The sequence below is a fragment of the Mucilaginibacter aquatilis genome, assembly GCF_009755275.1.
Lineage (GTDB): Bacteria > Bacteroidota > Bacteroidia > Sphingobacteriales > Sphingobacteriaceae > Mucilaginibacter > Mucilaginibacter aquatilis.
The window spans coordinates 575,598-590,127 of sequence record NZ_WQLA01000003.1; the positions used below are offsets into that span (position 1 = coordinate 575,598).

The following is a 14,530-nucleotide window of genomic DNA, read 5'->3' on the forward strand; positions in this document are numbered from 1 at the left end:
CTTTATGTATCGTATCAATAAAGGTATCAACCGTCCGATCGAATTCAAAGGACTTAAAGCACAATACATCGGCTACCTGGGCGGCGGGCTGGTCCTCCTGCTCATCCTGTTCGCGGTGCTTTATCTCATTGGCACGCCGGTACTCTTGTGTGTGCTATTGATCGCCGGAGCAGGCAGCGCCTTGTTCTACCAGGTTTTCGCGATGAGTCACCGCTACGGTGCGCACGGCCTGATGAAAAGGAACGCCAAACGCTATTTACCCAAATACCTCAAGTTCAAAACCAGAAAGATATTTTATGAAAAGCGCTGAACAAGTTTTCCCGATCTATAAGGTGGAGCACAACACCCTGCTTTCCACGCAGGGCGAAATGACCATTGCTTTCGAGGTGACACTGCCTGAATTGTTCACCCTCTCCAATGAGGAGTACCTGGCTTTTCACCAGACCTGGGTCAAGGCCATCAAATTGCTGCCGACCAACAGTATCCTGCACAAGCAAGACTGGTTCGTTTCTTCAGCCCACGAGGGAACATTCACCGAGCAGACCTTTTTGAGCCATGCCAGTGAACGGTTCTTTCATGAACGTCCGTATCTGGCGCATCACTGCCTGATCATGCTGACCAAACGACCGGAAAACTTCAAGGTTGTGGACAGTGCTGCCAGCAGTTTGCTGCGCAAGCACCTCGTGCCGAAAGAGGCTACCGACCAGGAACTGTTCCGTGACTTCGCGGATCGGGCCGGTCAATTCAAACGTTTACTGGAGGACAGCGGTCTGGTCAAATTACGCCGTCTTGCTGACGAAGACCTGGCCGGAACACTGGTGACGCCCGGCATCCTGGAACGGTATTGCTTCCTTTTGGACCGCAAAGAGGAACCGGTTTTAAAGGATATTCATTTCAAGGATGCTATGCGTATCGGTGATAATTACTGTCAGTTATATACGCTGGCTGATGCGGAACACCTGCCGGCCCTGTGCGGTCCCCGGATCACCTACGAACCCTACAGTACGGACAAAACGAAGTTCAGTACCGGTTTTGCAAGCCCGCTCGGGGCATTATTGAACTGCAATCATATCTATAATCAGTACCTGTTCCTGGAGGATACCGGCAAGACGATCAAAAAGCTTGAAGCAAAAAAACTGCGGCTGCAATCCCTGTCGGCCTATTCCCGCGAAAATGCGATCGGCCGCGACGCTACCCAGGATTTCTTAAATGAGGCGATCAGCGAACAGCGCCTGCCGGTAAAAGCGCACTTTAATGTCCTGGCCTGGACGGCAGATAAAGACGAATTGAAGGATGTAAAGAATAAGGTCAGTTCTGCTTTAGCTCAACTGGATGCCCAGCCGAAACAGGAGACCGATGGCGCGCCGCAGATCTGGTGGGCAGGACTTCCCGGGAATGCGGGTAATTTTCCGATGAACGACACCTTTGACACGTTCGCGGAACAAGCCTGCTGCTTTTTTAACCTGGAGACCAATTACCAAAGCAGCCTTTCGCCTTGCGGACTTCGGCTTGGCGACCGGCTCAGCGGTAAGCCGTTGCATGTCGATCTCAGCGATGAACCTATGAAGAATGGCGTTATTACCAACCGGAATAAATTTATCCTGGGGCCGTCCGGTTCCGGAAAATCCTTCTTTACAAATCATTTGCTGCGCAGCTATTACGAGCAAGGCGCACATATCGTGCTCGTTGATGTCGGCCACAGTTATGAAGGCCTGTGTACGTTCGTTGGGGGTTATTACTTTACCTATGCCGAGAACAATCCGATCAGCTTCAATCCCTTTTACGTGGGTGCCGGTGATACACTGGATACGGAGAAAAGGGAAAGCATCAAAGCCATGATCCTTGCGCTCTGGAAAAAAGAGGACGAAGGTGTACTGCGTTCCGAATACATCGCGATCTCTGATGCGCTGTTCCATTATTATGAAAGCCAGCCAGAGTTTGCCTGTTTCAATACCTTTTATGAATTCCTGAAAGGACCTTTCTATGATAACATGAAACAAAGTAAGGTGAAGGACCAGCACTTTGACATCGATAATCTCTTGTTCGTACTGCGCCCTTACTACAAGGGCGGCGAATACGACTATCTGCTGAACGCGACCGAAAACCTGGATCTGCTGCACCGCCGGTTCATTGTATTTGAACTGGACAATATCAAGGATCATCCGATCCTGTTCCCGGTCGTTACGCTGATCATCATGGAAACCTTTGTGAGCAAGATGCGCAAACTACCCAAAGACGTGCGCAAAATGATCCTGATCGAGGAAGCCTGGAAAGCGATCGCCCGTGAAGGCATGGCGGAATACATCAAATACCTGTTCAAGACCGTGCGCAAATTCTATGGTGAGGCCTTGGTCGTTACCCAGGACATCGAGGACATCATCAGTTCGCCCGTGGTCAAGCAGGCGATCATCAACAACTCAGATTGCAAGATCCTGCTCGACCAGCGAAAATATCAGAACGACTTTCCTAAGATCCAGCAGCTATTGGGTATCACCGATAAAGAGACGGCGCTGATCATGAGCATGAACCGGGCCAATGATGAACGCTATCGCTACAAGGAAGTATTCATCAGCCTGAACGGCCAGTTATCCCGGGTATACCGTACAGAGGTCAGCCGGGAAGAATACTGGACCTACACCACAGAATCGGCTGAAAAGGCGAAGGTTAAGGCCTACCAACAAAAATATGGCGATATCCGAAAGGCCATTGCCGTTATCGTCCAGGAAGAAAAACAAAGAAAGCAATTATGAAAAATCTAATAGTCCTTGCGGTAGCGGCAATGTTATGTGCCGCCTGTAAAGATAACCACGATGGAAAATATGTAACGAAAGTTAGCAGTCAATATTCCATAGCTGAAGATACGATCATTTTAAATGGAGATCTCATAATAAAACGTATCGGTTACCATAAGATCATCAATGATTCAGTTTTGCCTAAGCATTTCTCGATCAAAAGCTGGCATGTCGGTGACTTCGAAGCTCCGGTTATTCAGTTTGGCAGCAGACAAATCACTATTAATGGAACCATTTATAAAAAGATCGAGCCATGAAAAAACTATTCATTTTTTGTGTGCTGATGCTCACCATATGCACCAGCCGTTCGGAAGCCCAAATCCCTGTTGTTGAAGCAGTAAAGTTGGTCGTTAAAAAAGTAATTAAAGCGATCGACCTGAAAGTTCAGCGGATGCAGAATAAGACCATTTGGCTGCAAAACGCACAAAAAACGCTGGAAAACGAACTGGCTAAATTCCGGCTGACCGAGATCTCAGACTGGTCGGAAAAACAAAAGAGACTGTACAACGACTACTACCAGGAACTTTGGAAAGTCAAATCAACGATCGCCTATTATCAGCGTATTAAGGAGCTGACCGTAAAGCAGGTGGGAATGGTCAGCGAATACCAGCGGGCCTGGAAGCTCTTTCGTGCTGACAGACACTTCCGTCCGGAAGAGATCATCGAAATAGAACGCGTCTACCTGGGCCTGCTTGACGCCTCTGCCAGGAACCTTGACCAGATCATGCTGGCGATCAACCCCGGCAGAACCCAGATGACCGACCAGCAACGCCTGGAAGCGATCAATGCCGCCGGGGACCGGCTTGATAAAAACTTCAGTGACCTTAAGCAATTCAACAATCAGAATATGATCCTTAGCTTCCAGCGAAGCAAAGACCAGAACGAGATACAAACCATCAGGAGGTATTATGGCTTACGTTAGATTGGTTTTGATCGCGCTGATGTTTAGTACCAGCGCAAAGGCACAAAACTTTTCCGAATGGTTCCGGCAAAAGAAGACTCAGAAGAAATACCTGTTACAGCAGATCGCTGCCCTCCAAGTTTATGGCGGCTATCTGCACAAGGGTTACCAGATCGCGCAGGGAGGTCTTGGTTCGATCGGCGGTTATATCGGTCACGAACTGCTGTTGCATAAGGACTATTATGACCGCTTAAAAACAGCCAGTCCATCAGTCAAAAGCAATCCGCAAATAAAGCAGATCATGCGCTGGCAGCAGGATATTCTCTTTGTAACCAGGGCTATTAATAAACAAGGTGGGCTTAATGAATCCGAAGCGACCTATGCTGCCCAAGTCACTGAAAAACTGCTTAATGACTGCGATGCGCAACTGCACGATCTGGAAACGGTCCTGGCGGCCAATAAAGTGGCCATGAATGATGAGGAACGTTTACGGCAGACGGGAAAGATCTATGAAGCGATGGAAAGCAACTTCCGGTTTGTCACAAGCTTTCAGGCTCAGCTGGGTTGGTATGCCTATAGCAAGAATAAGGAACAATTGGACGTCAAACGATTAAGGAAACTGTATGAAAACCATTAGCATTATCGTGGCTTTGTTCGTGATAACGGTCAAAGCACAGGCACAAAGTGATGAGCTGCAACAATTGCTGCTCAACCTCGAAAAACTGACCCAGTTCAAAGCGATCCTGTCGGATATGAAAAAGGGATATCAGATCTATCAACACGGCTATGGTACCATATCCAATCTATCAAAAGGCAACTTTGACCTGCACAATATCTACCTGAGCGGGCTGATGGCAGTTAGCCCGGAGATCCGTAACAATCCACGTATCAGCGAGATCATCGGTCAACAATATGACCTGGTCAGGGAATACAAGCGCTACCAGGCACTCTTCCGGCAAAGCGGGTCGTTCAGCGGCAATGAACTTAGCTACATCAATAATGTATTCAACCAATTGATCCGGCAAAGCGATGAAAATGTAAATGACCTGGCTAACGTTACGACCGCCAACCGGCTGCGGATGTCTGATGACGACCGGCTGCGGGCGATCGACCGGATCTATCAAAGCAGCACCGATCAGCTTCAATTCCTGCGTTATTTCAACCGGAAAGCTGTGCTGCTCAGCTTACAGCGCAGCAAAGACATCACTGACACGCGAACCCTGAAACGTCTCTACGGCATCAAATAAATAACAGTATGAAAAAGCTATTTACATGCGTCTTTTTGACGCTGACAGGAATACTCATCCCTATACTTTCGCGGGCAGACGGTTTAGCGAATGATATACAAGGCTTACAAGGCGTGCTTAACAACGTCTACAACGAGATGCTCCCGATGTGCAGTCAACTGATCGGTGTTGCCCGAGGCATCGCCGGATTCGGAGCATTATGGTACATCGCCGCCCGGGTCTACCGACACCTTGCCAGTGCTGAAGCCATCGATTTTTACCCGCTCATGCGGCCATTTGGTATTGGCCTCGCCATCCTGCTGTTTCCGACCGTTACCGCTGTGATCAACGGCATTATGAACCCAACGGTCAAAGCTACCGGCGGAATGGTCAAGAATTCTGATGCAGCCATCGCCAAATTGCTGGAGCAGAAAGAAAATGCGATCAAGCAAACCAAAACCTGGCAAATCTATGTGGGTGATGACGGAGAAGGAAATAGAGAAGAATGGTATAAATACACCCATCCAACTGATCCTAAAGGTAAGGATGATAAGCTGTTGACAGGGCTTGGCAACGATGTCAAGTTCGCCATGGACAAGGCCAGTTATAAATTTCGAAACAGCGTTAAACAATGGATGTCCGAAGTTCTGCAGGTGGTCTACGAAGCCGCGGCACTTTGTATCAATACTATCCGGACCTTTTATCTGGTGGTGTTAGCGATACTCGGACCGCTGGTCTTTGGCCTGAGCATTTATGACGGGTTTCAGCATACGCTCACGACCTGGCTGGCGAAGTACCTCAACGTGTTCCTGTGGTTACCGGTGGCCAACATTTTTGGTGCGATCATCGGCAAGGTGCAGGAAAATATGCTCAAACTGGATATACAACAGGTTCAGGGTGCAGGCGATACGTTTTTCTCAGGCACCGATACGGCCTACCTCATTTTCCTGCTGATCGGGATCGTCGGTTATTTCACCGTCCCTGCGGTAGCCGGCTATATCATCAATCCCGGCGGCGGCAATGGCCTACTCAATAAGGTCACCAATCTGACGTCGATCAGCCTGAGTTCGGTCCGGTCTTCGTCCTATGCCGCTGGTATGGCAGTGGGAGAACGAATGGGTAACGGCGCTCAGAATATCGTCAATGCTCCGGGCCACATCGCCGACGGCTACCGGTCCGGCGGCAGCGACACGGTACAATCAGAAAAATTAAACGGAAACCCTAAAAAATAAGATCATGTTCACCCATCTCAAAAATATCGAAACTGCATTTCAGCAGAATAAAAAGATCGTTGCCCTGGTGATTTTGACAAGTGCATTCATCTCCATAGCTGCCATCTATTTTTCCTTCGCAGCCTATCAAAATGCATCCGCGCACATTTACGTCCTGGCCAATGGTAAAGCGCTGGAAGCGATCGCTGCCGATCGAAAGGACAATATCCCGGTAGAGGCCCGTGATCACATCAAAATGTTTCATCATTATTTTTTCACGCTGGACCCGGATGAAAAGGTGATCAACGGGAACATCAGCAAGGCGCTTTACCTGGCGGATGAAAGTGCCCGCAACCAATACAATGACCTGAAAGAAAAGAGTTATTACAACAATCTGATCTCCGGCAACATCAGCCAGCAGATCGCGGTCGACAGTGTCCAACTCGACATGAATGAGTATCCCTATTATTTCAAATGTTTCGCTACGGAAAAGCTGATCCGGGCTACGTCAACGATCCACAAACGACTGATCACACAAGGTTATCTGCGCAATGTGAGCCGATCCGATAACAACGCCCACGGCTTTCTGATCGAGCGCTGGGAAACGATCTCCAACCGGGACACCACGCTAACCAGGCCATGATGAAAGCATTGATCGGCCGTTTCAGCCGCTGGTACAATGGGTTGCACCAGAACAAGCAGTTTTCTCTGCTCATCGGCTTTTGTGTGTTGTTCCTTCTGATTATTTGGCTAAGTATCACTTATATCCGCTTCGATACCCGGGTTTACCAAAGCGACATCCCTGCACACATTGGCCAGTCTTCCGGCAAAGTAACAGATCCATCCACTCTAAATAAATAAGCATATGGAAAAGCAACGCAAATTTTTACTGGTGTTACCATTACTGGTGATCCCGTTTTTAACGATGGCCTTCTGGGCACTCGGGGGCGGCAAAACAGCCCGTCAGGAGATCGTTTATACTAAAGGTCTTGATACCGATCTGCCGCAGGCTCAATTCAAAGATCAGGACCAGGCTAACAACAAACTGGCCATTTATCAGGCCGCTCAGCGTGACTCAACGCAGGACGGCGTCAGCCCGGCATTTCTTAAATCATTGGGCATCACGGATCCCGCAGCTACACCAGATGATCCGGCGCAGAAGATCCAGGAAAAGCTGGCGAAGTTGAACCAGCAGTTGAGCCAACCAGAAACCGCCAGGCAGGCTGCAGCTGACTATCCGGAAGAGGAACCGCAACAGGTCAAAAATCTTAAAAAGATGATGCGCCGTGCCCACGCTGATAATGCGGCTGATCCCGAAATGCAGCAACTCAGCCAAATGCTCGACAAGATCCAGGCCATCCAAAACCCAAGTGCTACTGTCACAAAGCCAAAAGTTACGGAAGCAGCTAAGCCATTCCGGGCCATTACGGCTATCATTGATGGTAAACAAAAAGTGGCCGATGGTGCAACGGTCAAACTTAAGCTGACCGATACGGTCACGATCAAGAAACAACTGCTCAACAAAGGACAATTGCTGTATGGTTCCTGCCAGATCACCAATCAAAGGCTGCTGCTAACCATACAAAATATCCGGTTGGATAAGCAGATCATCCCGGTCAACCTGACCGTATTCAGCCTCGACGGTATGCCAGGCATTCCGGCACCTGAAGCAGAACTTAGTGGTGTCACCGGCAGTAATGCCGATCAGGCCTTGCAGAGTATGCAGATCCTGAGCATGGATCAATCGATCGGCGCTCAAGCGGCAGCCGGCGGCATCAACGCCGCAAAGGACCTTTTCAGTAAAAAAGTAAAGAAAATTAAAGTCAAACTGCAGAACGAATATCCCGTGCTGCTGAAGATCAATCGTTAATTAAAATTGAATGTTATGAACACACAAAATTTGAGCTATCTGCAAAAACAGCTGCTGAACCTGGGCTTCGGCGAGGGCATGAATGCTGAACTTGAGAAACAGATCAAAGGTAAACCAGAAGGCTTCACGTTAAACGCTACGCTGGAATACAACAAACAGCCCGTCGACTACGCCTTACATTTTAAAGCCGGTGATAAGGAGGAAATGTACTTCTTCAATAAGTATGACGCATCACTGAAGGATAAAGACATGCAGCAAACGTTCTATATCAACAGAGGCGGCGCCATTACGGCCAAGGAGGCTTTTAACCTCATGGAAGGCCGGGCGGTATACAAACAACTGGAAAATCTTGAACAGCAAAAGTATAATGCCTGGATCGTGCTGGACAAAGAAAGCAAGACCGATAACGGTAATTTTAAGTTAAGACCGTTCACCGATGGCTGGAACTATAAACCGGAGCGCGCGGTAGATAAATTGGATATCGTCGGCATTGACGACCCAGGTGCCCGTGAAAAACTGATGCGGTCACTAGAGAAGGGCAACCGTCATCAGGTCACAGCAATGAAGGATGGCAAAGAGGTGAAGCTATTTCTGGAAGCCAACCCAGCTGAACACCGGGTCAACCTGACGAACTGGAAGGGTGAAGCTCAGCAGCTGGAACATTACAAAAAGCCTGAACTGAAAGCGGAAACTAAAAAGGACCAGAAGCAAGCGCAGACCCAGGAGGCTGCGCCTGTAAAAAAGCAGCGCAAGGGCGCTAGACAAAGCGTATAAAAATAAATCATTATACTTGCGGTCTAAGCCGGTCTTGCCGGCTTATTGTGATAAGGTTTAGGTTGAAAGTCCCCGGCAGCGAGTGTTTGGGGACTTTTGTTTTAATGACCGATGCAAATTCTAACCATACTCCAGCCGATTTAAAAGGCGTAACGTCGGGCGCCGCCGTCTACCACTGCGACCGTTCCTGTGATATAACTCGCACGCGGCGAAACCAGGAAGGCCGCCATATTTGCCATATCTTGGGGCTCACCAAAATCCCCAAGTGGTATCTCTTGTGCGGCATGGGCTTTACGTTCCGCGGTCGTAAACATCCTTCGGATATTTTCTGTGTCGATCAATCCTGGTTGTAAACAATTCACCCTGATCCCGTGCTGCCCTAATTGCCCGGCAAGTTGCTTTGACCACATCACAATGGCTGCTTTGGCAATAGACGAAGCATTTAGGAAACGCAATTCATAGGTGCTGGTGAGGTTTAATATTGTGCCTGTCCGGCCGGAGATCATACCCGGGAGTAATGCTTGCGTTAATTGACGGTGGCGATCGAAATCAAGTGTCATCGATTCAACCCAGGGTTCCTCTGGGCCAACCACATCAACAGGCTGGCTACGTCCGGCATTGTTGATCAGTATATCTACCTGTCCAAGTGCCGTTAAGGCAGCATTAGCAATATTCTGGACACTGTCTGTGGCGACCATATCCTGTGTAAATGTCAGTGGGACCACGCCGTTAAGCGCTTTTACATCGTGTATTAATTCTTGCAGTAGTTGCTGATTTCTGCCGACAGCAAAAACCTGAACACCTTCGCGTGCTAATTCAATCGCTATGGCCTTGCCAATGCCTTGGCTGGCCCCGGTAATAACCGCTGTTTTTCCTTTTAAATAAAGATCCATGTTGTATTTTAAATAATTGATTCAAAGCTAGCCGGTAACATCTACTTTTGTTGGTAAGCAACCAAATGTGTGGTACGAACAAAAGTGTAAGTAATGACCAAACGTAAATTAAACTCAACTTTTACCTTAAATGAGAGCTTCCTGACCGAGTGCGATCTGACCTACGCAGTTAATAAGATCGGTGGCAGGTGGAAGATCCTGATCATAGATAAATTAAGTGATCAAAAGCTTCGATTCAGTGAATTGAACAAGATCTTCCCGCTGATAACGGAACGGATGCTCACGCTTCAATTGCGTGCTTTGGAATGCGACGGCCTGGTTAAACGGACTGTTTATGCGGAAGTGCCACCACGCGTGGAATACGAGTTGACACCCATGGCACTTGAGTTTTTACCCATCTTCAAACAATTGAGCGCCTGGGGAAATAAACACAAAGGGCTGACTAAATAAGTGCTTGGTCAGCGGCGCTAAAAAGGTACGCTGTCTTTTGTCAACTGGCTAAAAAGGCTACATCTTCAACCAAATCGGCTACAATTAAAAATCAATTCCTACCGAACTTTGGTCTATGAAAAACGGAATAGCAAACAAAGTAGTTGCCATCACAGGGGCAAGCAGTGGCATTGGTCGGGTTACAGCGGAGTTGCTTGCTGCGCAAGGCGCTAAAGTGATACTTGGTGCCCGCAGGGCTGAAAGATTAAAAGAAATCGCAGATCAGATCAACGAAAATGGCGGAGCGGCCATATATGCCGAGATCGATGTGACCAGGCAAAGCGATCTTGCCAACTTAACCGGTTTTGCATTAGAACGGTTCGGCCGTCTCGACGTGATGATCAATAACGCCGGCATCAGTCAACTGCAAAAAATGGAGGAATTGGATGTAGCCGGGTGGGAACAAATGATCGATGTTAATGTAAAAGGCACGTTATATGGGATCGCGGCAGCTTTACCCATTTTTAAAAACCAGGGCTCCGGCCATATTATCAATGTCATATCTACCGCGGGCATTGCTATTGTTCCTACGATGGGCGTTTACGCTGGTACGAAAAATGCGGTGCGTACCATCAGCGAAGCGCTAAGACAGGAGTCGCAGGGCCGCTGGCGGGTCACCGGTATTTCACCCGGGTTTGTGGCTACCGAGTTTGTAAGTAATATTAAGAACGATGCGATCAGAGATCAACTTCAAAAAACGGCTGATGATATTGCCTTACCGGCAGAGGCTGTCGCCCGTGCCATTGCGTATGCCATTGAACAGCCAGACAATGTTGACATCGGCGATATTGTTATCCGGCCAACTGTTCAAGGCTAAATTGACCACTAAGCAATAATGTAAATGGATGTTCTGAAGTTTAGTACGGTAAGTGATCTTATGCAACGGTTGGCGTTAGCGCCACCAATGCATCCATTGATCGCATTAGTTAATTATGACCGGCAACAGATCAGTTTGTCTGACGCCGGAAAATGGTTCATGCTGGATTTTTACAAGATCACCTTTAAAAGAACCTTTCAGGGCAGTGTTAAATATGGCCCGGGAAGTTATGATTTTAAAGAAGGTGGCATGGCATTCCTGGGGCCAGGACAAGTGGTACAAATGAGTGGCGACCAAAATGACTATGAAGGGTATGCGCTCTATTTTCATCCGGATCTTTTAGCACATTACCCTTTAGCACAAGGCATTAAACAATACGGATTCTTCGATTACACCGTTGCAGAGGCGTTGTTCCTTTCTGCTAAAGAAAAACAAGTAATAGTGACTGTCTTTGAGGCCATTGGTCTTGAGTTAGAGAATTCGATAGATCAGTTCAGCAATGATGTACTTGTAGCCCAGTTGGAACTGCTGTTTAATCATAGCAACCGGTTTTACAACCGACAGTTCCAAACCAGGACACCAACTCATCACGAACTTATTGCGAAAATGAACGCATGGATATATGATCAACTGGATAACGGCGAAAAATTGATAAATGGTTTGCCATCGCCTCAAGATATCGCTGCTTATTTAAACGTCTCGCAACGTTACCTTTCAGATATGTTGCGTTCCATGACCGGAATGACAACTCAACAACATATCCATCTGGCCCTGATCGAAAAAGCAAAAACATTGCTGAATCAAACAGACCTCAACGTAGCAGAGATCGCTTACCAATTAGGTTTTGAACATCCGCAATCTTTTAATAAGCTATTTAAGCAACGGACAAATAGTACACCCGTACAGTTTCGGCGGGATCGGCAAGGCGGCAACTAAATGGAAAGTTGTTTCAGCCGGTCAGCGATCGCGTGTAGTAAACCGACCGCTGCATCGCCGGTGCCTAACACGCGATAATTTCCTTCCTCATCCGGTTCGAAAACATAAGCCTGGTCGTTGATGGAGACAGCGATACGGTAAGTGTAGCCATAACGTTGAAAAGCCGCGTGTAATTCAAGCACTTGGTCAGCATGATCTACTTCCAGAATAAAGGGCTCGTTCATTTGACAGTGATCTGTTCCGGTTTGGTAACTATGATCTCCGGTTTACCTTTGAAATCAATCACTTCACCGCTGACGGTGATCATTTTTCCTTCCAACTGGGCTCCCAGGGCTTTAGCATCGCCTTTTAGCGCCAGTGTAAGCAACTGATCAGGGTAGGCCGCCCCTAAATTTACCAGTACCATACTACCAATATCTTTAGCGCTATAGGCTTTCGCTGTTACGTAGATCGTCTTTCCAATATATTTTGCTACGTCATTAATGTCCACGGGGCCTACCGCGATCCCTTTAGTGGCGTTATTTTTCAGCATGTTGCTTTTGTCAGCTTTGTCTGATCGAGCAGGTGCGTTCGCATTGTTAAACAGCTTGTTCAGTTCTCCCGCCAATCGGATACCTGCCTGATCCACTCTTTTACGAATAACAGGAATGTACTTTTGATAGTAAGCGTCATCAATGGTTTGCCCGGGTTTGGCATTGGCATATAATTCAGATGTGACCTGATAGCTTTCCCATAGCCATTCCATAGGACTGTCGTTCTGCCATTTTTTGATCTCGGCAGGTGTGGCTTTATCGTAGGTTCTCACCATATCGTCTTGCGACAGTCCTTCCTGATCGATCAATTTGCTGTCCCACAAGCTGTGCAGGTTAGTACCTTTACCGTTAAGTCGCAGCTGGATCGTATTTCCGCCTTTATCTTCCTTGCGGCTAACATGCATAGGTTGGTGTGCATCACCAACAAAATGAATAAGATATTTGAGCGCTTCATTCTTCTGTGCCACACTAGCAGCAGGATCTTTCAAGGTCGCTTCCATTTTCAGGATCGCTGTATAGACGGTGCCCTCACTTTCCTGTACCGTTTTTACGAACTGCTCGCGGTTCAGGCCAAGCGGCAAGTTTATATAATGCCAGGCTGCTGTTTTCGGGTCGCGGTTCTCATCCGCCCAAGTGCTGACGGCATCCATGGGTTGTCCGCCCAGGTAGGCCGATACGACATAAGCCGTGTTACTTGTCAAATGTCTTTGCGCGATCGTCGCTACAGCACGATGCCCTTTAAAGCCCCAAGATATTAAACCGACAGCGCCGCTCAAAGCGAGTACGATAAACAGATATTTTTTCATTGATTAAATTTGATCTTTGTTAGGTAGGGTACTAATAAATCCCGGGAAGTAAACGCCTGAAAACGCAGGATCTTATTAGCGGCCGGGTCATAAAACGTCTCCACATAAAAGGCATGCACACTGTACAACTGGACGATCACTCCGTTTTCCTCACGGTCAGCCAGAAAGCTGCCTGACCAGACCGCCTCGGCCTTTCCGTGATCTGTTAATTCATTAAAATTGTAAAGGGTCAGCACAGATCAAAGATAAAGGTTCATTTAATAATTTACTACAGAAATTAGCAAACATCCATCTCTAGGCTGGAGATCAGGTTTAAACAATTGCAACGACGGTTGTGTTAAGCGATGGATGAATGCGCCAAAAAAGCAACTATTCAGTCCATTTTTTTTGTTCGCAGTGATTATACTGATCCCACTGCTCGTGCTGAGCATCCACAATGGCGGTAAGCTGGTTGATATCTATTTTACCAATCCCAGAGGCTATAAGATCACCAAAGCTAAACTGCTGACCAACTATCATCGCAAATACAACAATCGCGCAACTTATCAATTTACAAACGACGGAAAAACAGTTGAAGGCAGCGCGGGTAGTATTCTGTGGGAATCGGTTGGCGAGGAGGTCACCATCTATTTTGAAAAAATAACATTCAAAACAACGGCATTCTGAGCGGCTTATACTTCCTCACTATCAGCCAATGGCTTCTTTTTATCGTGTTTAGTAGCTATGTGACCTTTAAAATCGTCCGACATGCCAGAACACCGTAATACGGGATCGCGATCTTCGCAATCCCTGCAAGATCCGAGATGGGTACGGATCTTACTTTCACGCACCAGGAGATATTTTTGTTGAGATCACATCCCAACAAGAAAAACACTTAGCTCCACTCTCCTCGGTTATAGCACCAATTATGTTTCCATTAAAACAATAGTGGAAAAATAATTGTAAAAAAGATGGCAAGAATGCTAAAAATATTAGCATAACTTTATAGTCCCAAAATTCATTGCTATGACCCCATTTTATCTGCAAATCGAAATAGAGAGCAAACCACTGACAATCACGGTAGAACAATTAGATCCATTAAGTGATGATGATGGCTTTATGCGCTACCAAGTAGCCAGCTTTAACCACCATTCCGTGATCTGCGTGAACGATGGGAAATCATTTGGTGAGGACGAAACCTTCACGACTGACGAAATACAGGTGATCGCAACAGCAATTAAAGAATATAACAATGGGCGTATACTACGCTTCGATCAAATGGCTTTTGACTTTTAACCTGTAC

19 protein-coding genes are annotated in these 14,530 nt (G+C 47.3%); 16 read left to right on the forward strand and 3 right to left on the reverse strand.

Annotated elements, in window-relative coordinates:
- Nucleotides 1-4 precede the first annotated feature (4 nt).
- Genes GO816_RS10265 through GO816_RS10315 form a run of 11 tightly spaced genes read left to right on the forward strand, consistent with a single transcriptional unit; the run spans nt 5 to nt 8,774 of the window.
- On the forward strand, nt 5-310 hold the full coding sequence (locus GO816_RS10265) for a DUF4133 domain-containing protein (protein ID WP_157541778.1): 306 nt from the start codon (nt 5-7) through the stop codon (nt 308-310).
- Complete coding sequence (locus GO816_RS10270; protein ID WP_157541779.1) at nt 297-2,750, forward strand: TraG family conjugative transposon ATPase; 2,454 nt, start codon at nt 297-299, stop codon at nt 2,748-2,750. Before GO816_RS10265 ends, GO816_RS10270 begins: the two co-directional genes overlap by 14 nt.
- A complete protein-coding gene (locus GO816_RS10275) occupies nt 2,747-3,049 on the forward strand; it encodes a hypothetical protein (protein ID WP_157541781.1) in 303 nt (100 codons plus the stop codon). Before GO816_RS10270 ends, GO816_RS10275 begins: the two co-directional genes overlap by 4 nt.
- On the forward strand, nt 3,046-3,714 hold the full coding sequence (locus GO816_RS10280) for a conjugal transfer protein TraI (protein WP_157541783.1): 669 nt from the start codon (nt 3,046-3,048) through the stop codon (nt 3,712-3,714). Before GO816_RS10275 ends, GO816_RS10280 begins: the two co-directional genes overlap by 4 nt.
- The gene (locus GO816_RS10285) at nt 3,701-4,330 is read left to right on the forward strand and encodes a hypothetical protein (protein ID WP_157541785.1); all 630 of its coding nucleotides are present in this window, start codon (nt 3,701-3,703) and stop codon (nt 4,328-4,330) included. Before GO816_RS10280 ends, GO816_RS10285 begins: the two co-directional genes overlap by 14 nt.
- Entirely contained in the window at nt 4,317-4,940 is a 624-nt protein-coding gene (locus GO816_RS10290) for a TerB family tellurite resistance protein (RefSeq protein ID WP_157541787.1), read from the forward strand. The genes GO816_RS10285 and GO816_RS10290 overlap by 14 nt, the downstream gene beginning before the upstream one ends.
- An 8-nt stretch (nt 4,941-4,948) precedes the next feature.
- Nucleotides 4,949-6,151, forward strand: coding sequence for a conjugative transposon protein TraJ (traJ, locus tag GO816_RS10295; RefSeq protein ID WP_157541789.1), 1,203 nt, complete (start codon nt 4,949-4,951; stop codon nt 6,149-6,151).
- A gap of 4 nt (nt 6,152-6,155) precedes the next feature.
- On the forward strand, nt 6,156-6,773 hold the full coding sequence (traK, locus tag GO816_RS10300; protein WP_157541791.1) for a conjugative transposon protein TraK: 618 nt from the start codon (nt 6,156-6,158) through the stop codon (nt 6,771-6,773).
- A complete protein-coding gene (locus GO816_RS10305) occupies nt 6,770-6,991 on the forward strand; it encodes a hypothetical protein (RefSeq protein ID WP_157541793.1) in 222 nt (73 codons plus the stop codon). Before traK ends, GO816_RS10305 begins: the two co-directional genes overlap by 4 nt.
- 4 nt (nt 6,992-6,995) lie before the next feature.
- Complete coding sequence (traM, locus tag GO816_RS10310; protein WP_157541795.1) at nt 6,996-8,000, forward strand: conjugative transposon protein TraM; 1,005 nt, start codon at nt 6,996-6,998, stop codon at nt 7,998-8,000.
- 15 nt (nt 8,001-8,015) lie between these two features.
- A complete protein-coding gene (locus tag GO816_RS10315) occupies nt 8,016-8,774 on the forward strand; it encodes a hypothetical protein (RefSeq protein ID WP_157541796.1) in 759 nt (252 codons plus the stop codon).
- Nucleotides 8,775-8,914: 140 nt separating this feature from the next.
- Here GO816_RS10315 and GO816_RS10320 read toward each other — a convergent pair whose 3' ends face one another.
- A complete protein-coding gene (locus GO816_RS10320; RefSeq protein WP_157541798.1) occupies nt 8,915-9,667 on the reverse strand; it encodes an SDR family NAD(P)-dependent oxidoreductase in 753 nt (250 codons plus the stop codon).
- Nucleotides 9,668-9,760: 93 nt separating this feature from the next.
- On the opposite strand from GO816_RS10320, the gene GO816_RS10325 reads away from it, so the two are divergent.
- The 3 genes from GO816_RS10325 (at nt 9,761) to GO816_RS10335 (ending at nt 11,909) form a co-directional block, all read left to right on the forward strand.
- Entirely contained in the window at nt 9,761-10,117 is a 357-nt protein-coding gene (locus tag GO816_RS10325) for a winged helix-turn-helix transcriptional regulator (protein ID WP_157541800.1), read from the forward strand.
- Between the two features lie 115 nt (nt 10,118-10,232).
- Nucleotides 10,233-10,973 (forward strand): SDR family oxidoreductase, encoded by a 741-nt coding sequence (locus tag GO816_RS10330; RefSeq protein WP_157541802.1) that lies wholly within the window; start codon nt 10,233-10,235, stop codon nt 10,971-10,973.
- A 24-nt stretch (nt 10,974-10,997) separates the two neighbouring features.
- Nucleotides 10,998-11,909: an AraC family transcriptional regulator gene (locus GO816_RS10335; protein WP_198171484.1), complete on the forward strand. Its 912-nt coding sequence runs from the start codon at nt 10,998-11,000 to the stop codon at nt 11,907-11,909.
- On the opposite strand, the gene GO816_RS10340 is transcribed toward GO816_RS10335, so the two are convergent.
- Together GO816_RS10340 and GO816_RS10345 are read right to left on the reverse strand one after the other, a co-directional pair.
- Entirely contained in the window at nt 11,906-12,133 is a 228-nt protein-coding gene (locus tag GO816_RS10340) for a hypothetical protein (protein WP_157541804.1), read from the reverse strand. The genes GO816_RS10335 and GO816_RS10340 overlap by 4 nt on opposite strands.
- Complete coding sequence (locus GO816_RS10345) at nt 12,130-13,248, reverse strand: S1/P1 nuclease (RefSeq protein WP_157541806.1); 1,119 nt, start codon at nt 13,246-13,248, stop codon at nt 12,130-12,132. Before GO816_RS10345 ends, GO816_RS10340 begins: the two co-directional genes overlap by 4 nt.
- A gap of 396 nt (nt 13,249-13,644) precedes the next feature.
- Between GO816_RS10345 and GO816_RS10350 the strand changes: the two genes are divergently transcribed.
- Nucleotides 13,645-13,914, forward strand: coding sequence for a hypothetical protein (locus GO816_RS10350; protein WP_198171485.1), 270 nt, complete (start codon nt 13,645-13,647; stop codon nt 13,912-13,914).
- A gap of 339 nt (nt 13,915-14,253) precedes the next feature.
- Nucleotides 14,254-14,523 carry a hypothetical protein gene (locus GO816_RS10355; RefSeq protein WP_157541809.1) on the forward strand — a complete coding sequence of 90 codons (270 nt, stop codon included), beginning with the start codon at nt 14,254-14,256 and terminating at the stop codon, nt 14,521-14,523.
- The last annotated feature ends 7 nt before the right edge of the window (nt 14,524-14,530 follow it).

Excerpts from the sequence above, each read along its gene's own strand:
- GO816_RS10265 (WP_157541778.1), top strand. The coding sequence starts at position 5 with ATGTATCGTATCAATAAAGGTATCAACCGTCCGATCGAATTCAAAGGA.
- GO816_RS10270 (WP_157541779.1), top strand. The coding sequence starts at position 297 with ATGAAAAGCGCTGAACAAGTTTTCCCGATCTATAAGGTGGAGCACAAC.
- GO816_RS10275 (WP_157541781.1), top strand. The coding sequence starts at position 2,747 with ATGAAAAATCTAATAGTCCTTGCGGTAGCGGCAATGTTATGTGCCGCC.
- GO816_RS10280 (WP_157541783.1), top strand. The coding sequence starts at position 3,046 with ATGAAAAAACTATTCATTTTTTGTGTGCTGATGCTCACCATATGCACC.
- GO816_RS10285 (WP_157541785.1), top strand. The coding sequence starts at position 3,701 with ATGGCTTACGTTAGATTGGTTTTGATCGCGCTGATGTTTAGTACCAGC.
- GO816_RS10290 (WP_157541787.1), top strand. The coding sequence starts at position 4,317 with ATGAAAACCATTAGCATTATCGTGGCTTTGTTCGTGATAACGGTCAAA.
- traJ (WP_157541789.1), top strand. The coding sequence starts at position 4,949 with ATGAAAAAGCTATTTACATGCGTCTTTTTGACGCTGACAGGAATACTC.
- traK (WP_157541791.1), top strand. The coding sequence starts at position 6,156 with ATGTTCACCCATCTCAAAAATATCGAAACTGCATTTCAGCAGAATAAA.
- GO816_RS10305 (WP_157541793.1), top strand. The coding sequence starts at position 6,770 with ATGATGAAAGCATTGATCGGCCGTTTCAGCCGCTGGTACAATGGGTTG.
- traM (WP_157541795.1), top strand. The coding sequence starts at position 6,996 with ATGGAAAAGCAACGCAAATTTTTACTGGTGTTACCATTACTGGTGATC.
- GO816_RS10315 (WP_157541796.1), top strand. The coding sequence starts at position 8,016 with ATGAACACACAAAATTTGAGCTATCTGCAAAAACAGCTGCTGAACCTG.
- GO816_RS10320 (WP_157541798.1), bottom strand. The coding sequence starts at position 9,667 with ATGGATCTTTATTTAAAAGGAAAAACAGCGGTTATTACCGGGGCCAGC.
- GO816_RS10325 (WP_157541800.1), top strand. The coding sequence starts at position 9,761 with ATGACCAAACGTAAATTAAACTCAACTTTTACCTTAAATGAGAGCTTC.
- GO816_RS10330 (WP_157541802.1), top strand. The coding sequence starts at position 10,233 with ATGAAAAACGGAATAGCAAACAAAGTAGTTGCCATCACAGGGGCAAGC.
- GO816_RS10335 (WP_198171484.1), top strand. The coding sequence starts at position 10,998 with ATGGATGTTCTGAAGTTTAGTACGGTAAGTGATCTTATGCAACGGTTG.
- GO816_RS10340 (WP_157541804.1), bottom strand. The coding sequence starts at position 12,133 with ATGAACGAGCCCTTTATTCTGGAAGTAGATCATGCTGACCAAGTGCTT.
- GO816_RS10345 (WP_157541806.1), bottom strand. The coding sequence starts at position 13,248 with ATGAAAAAATATCTGTTTATCGTACTCGCTTTGAGCGGCGCTGTCGGT.
- GO816_RS10355 (WP_157541809.1), top strand. The coding sequence starts at position 14,254 with ATGACCCCATTTTATCTGCAAATCGAAATAGAGAGCAAACCACTGACA.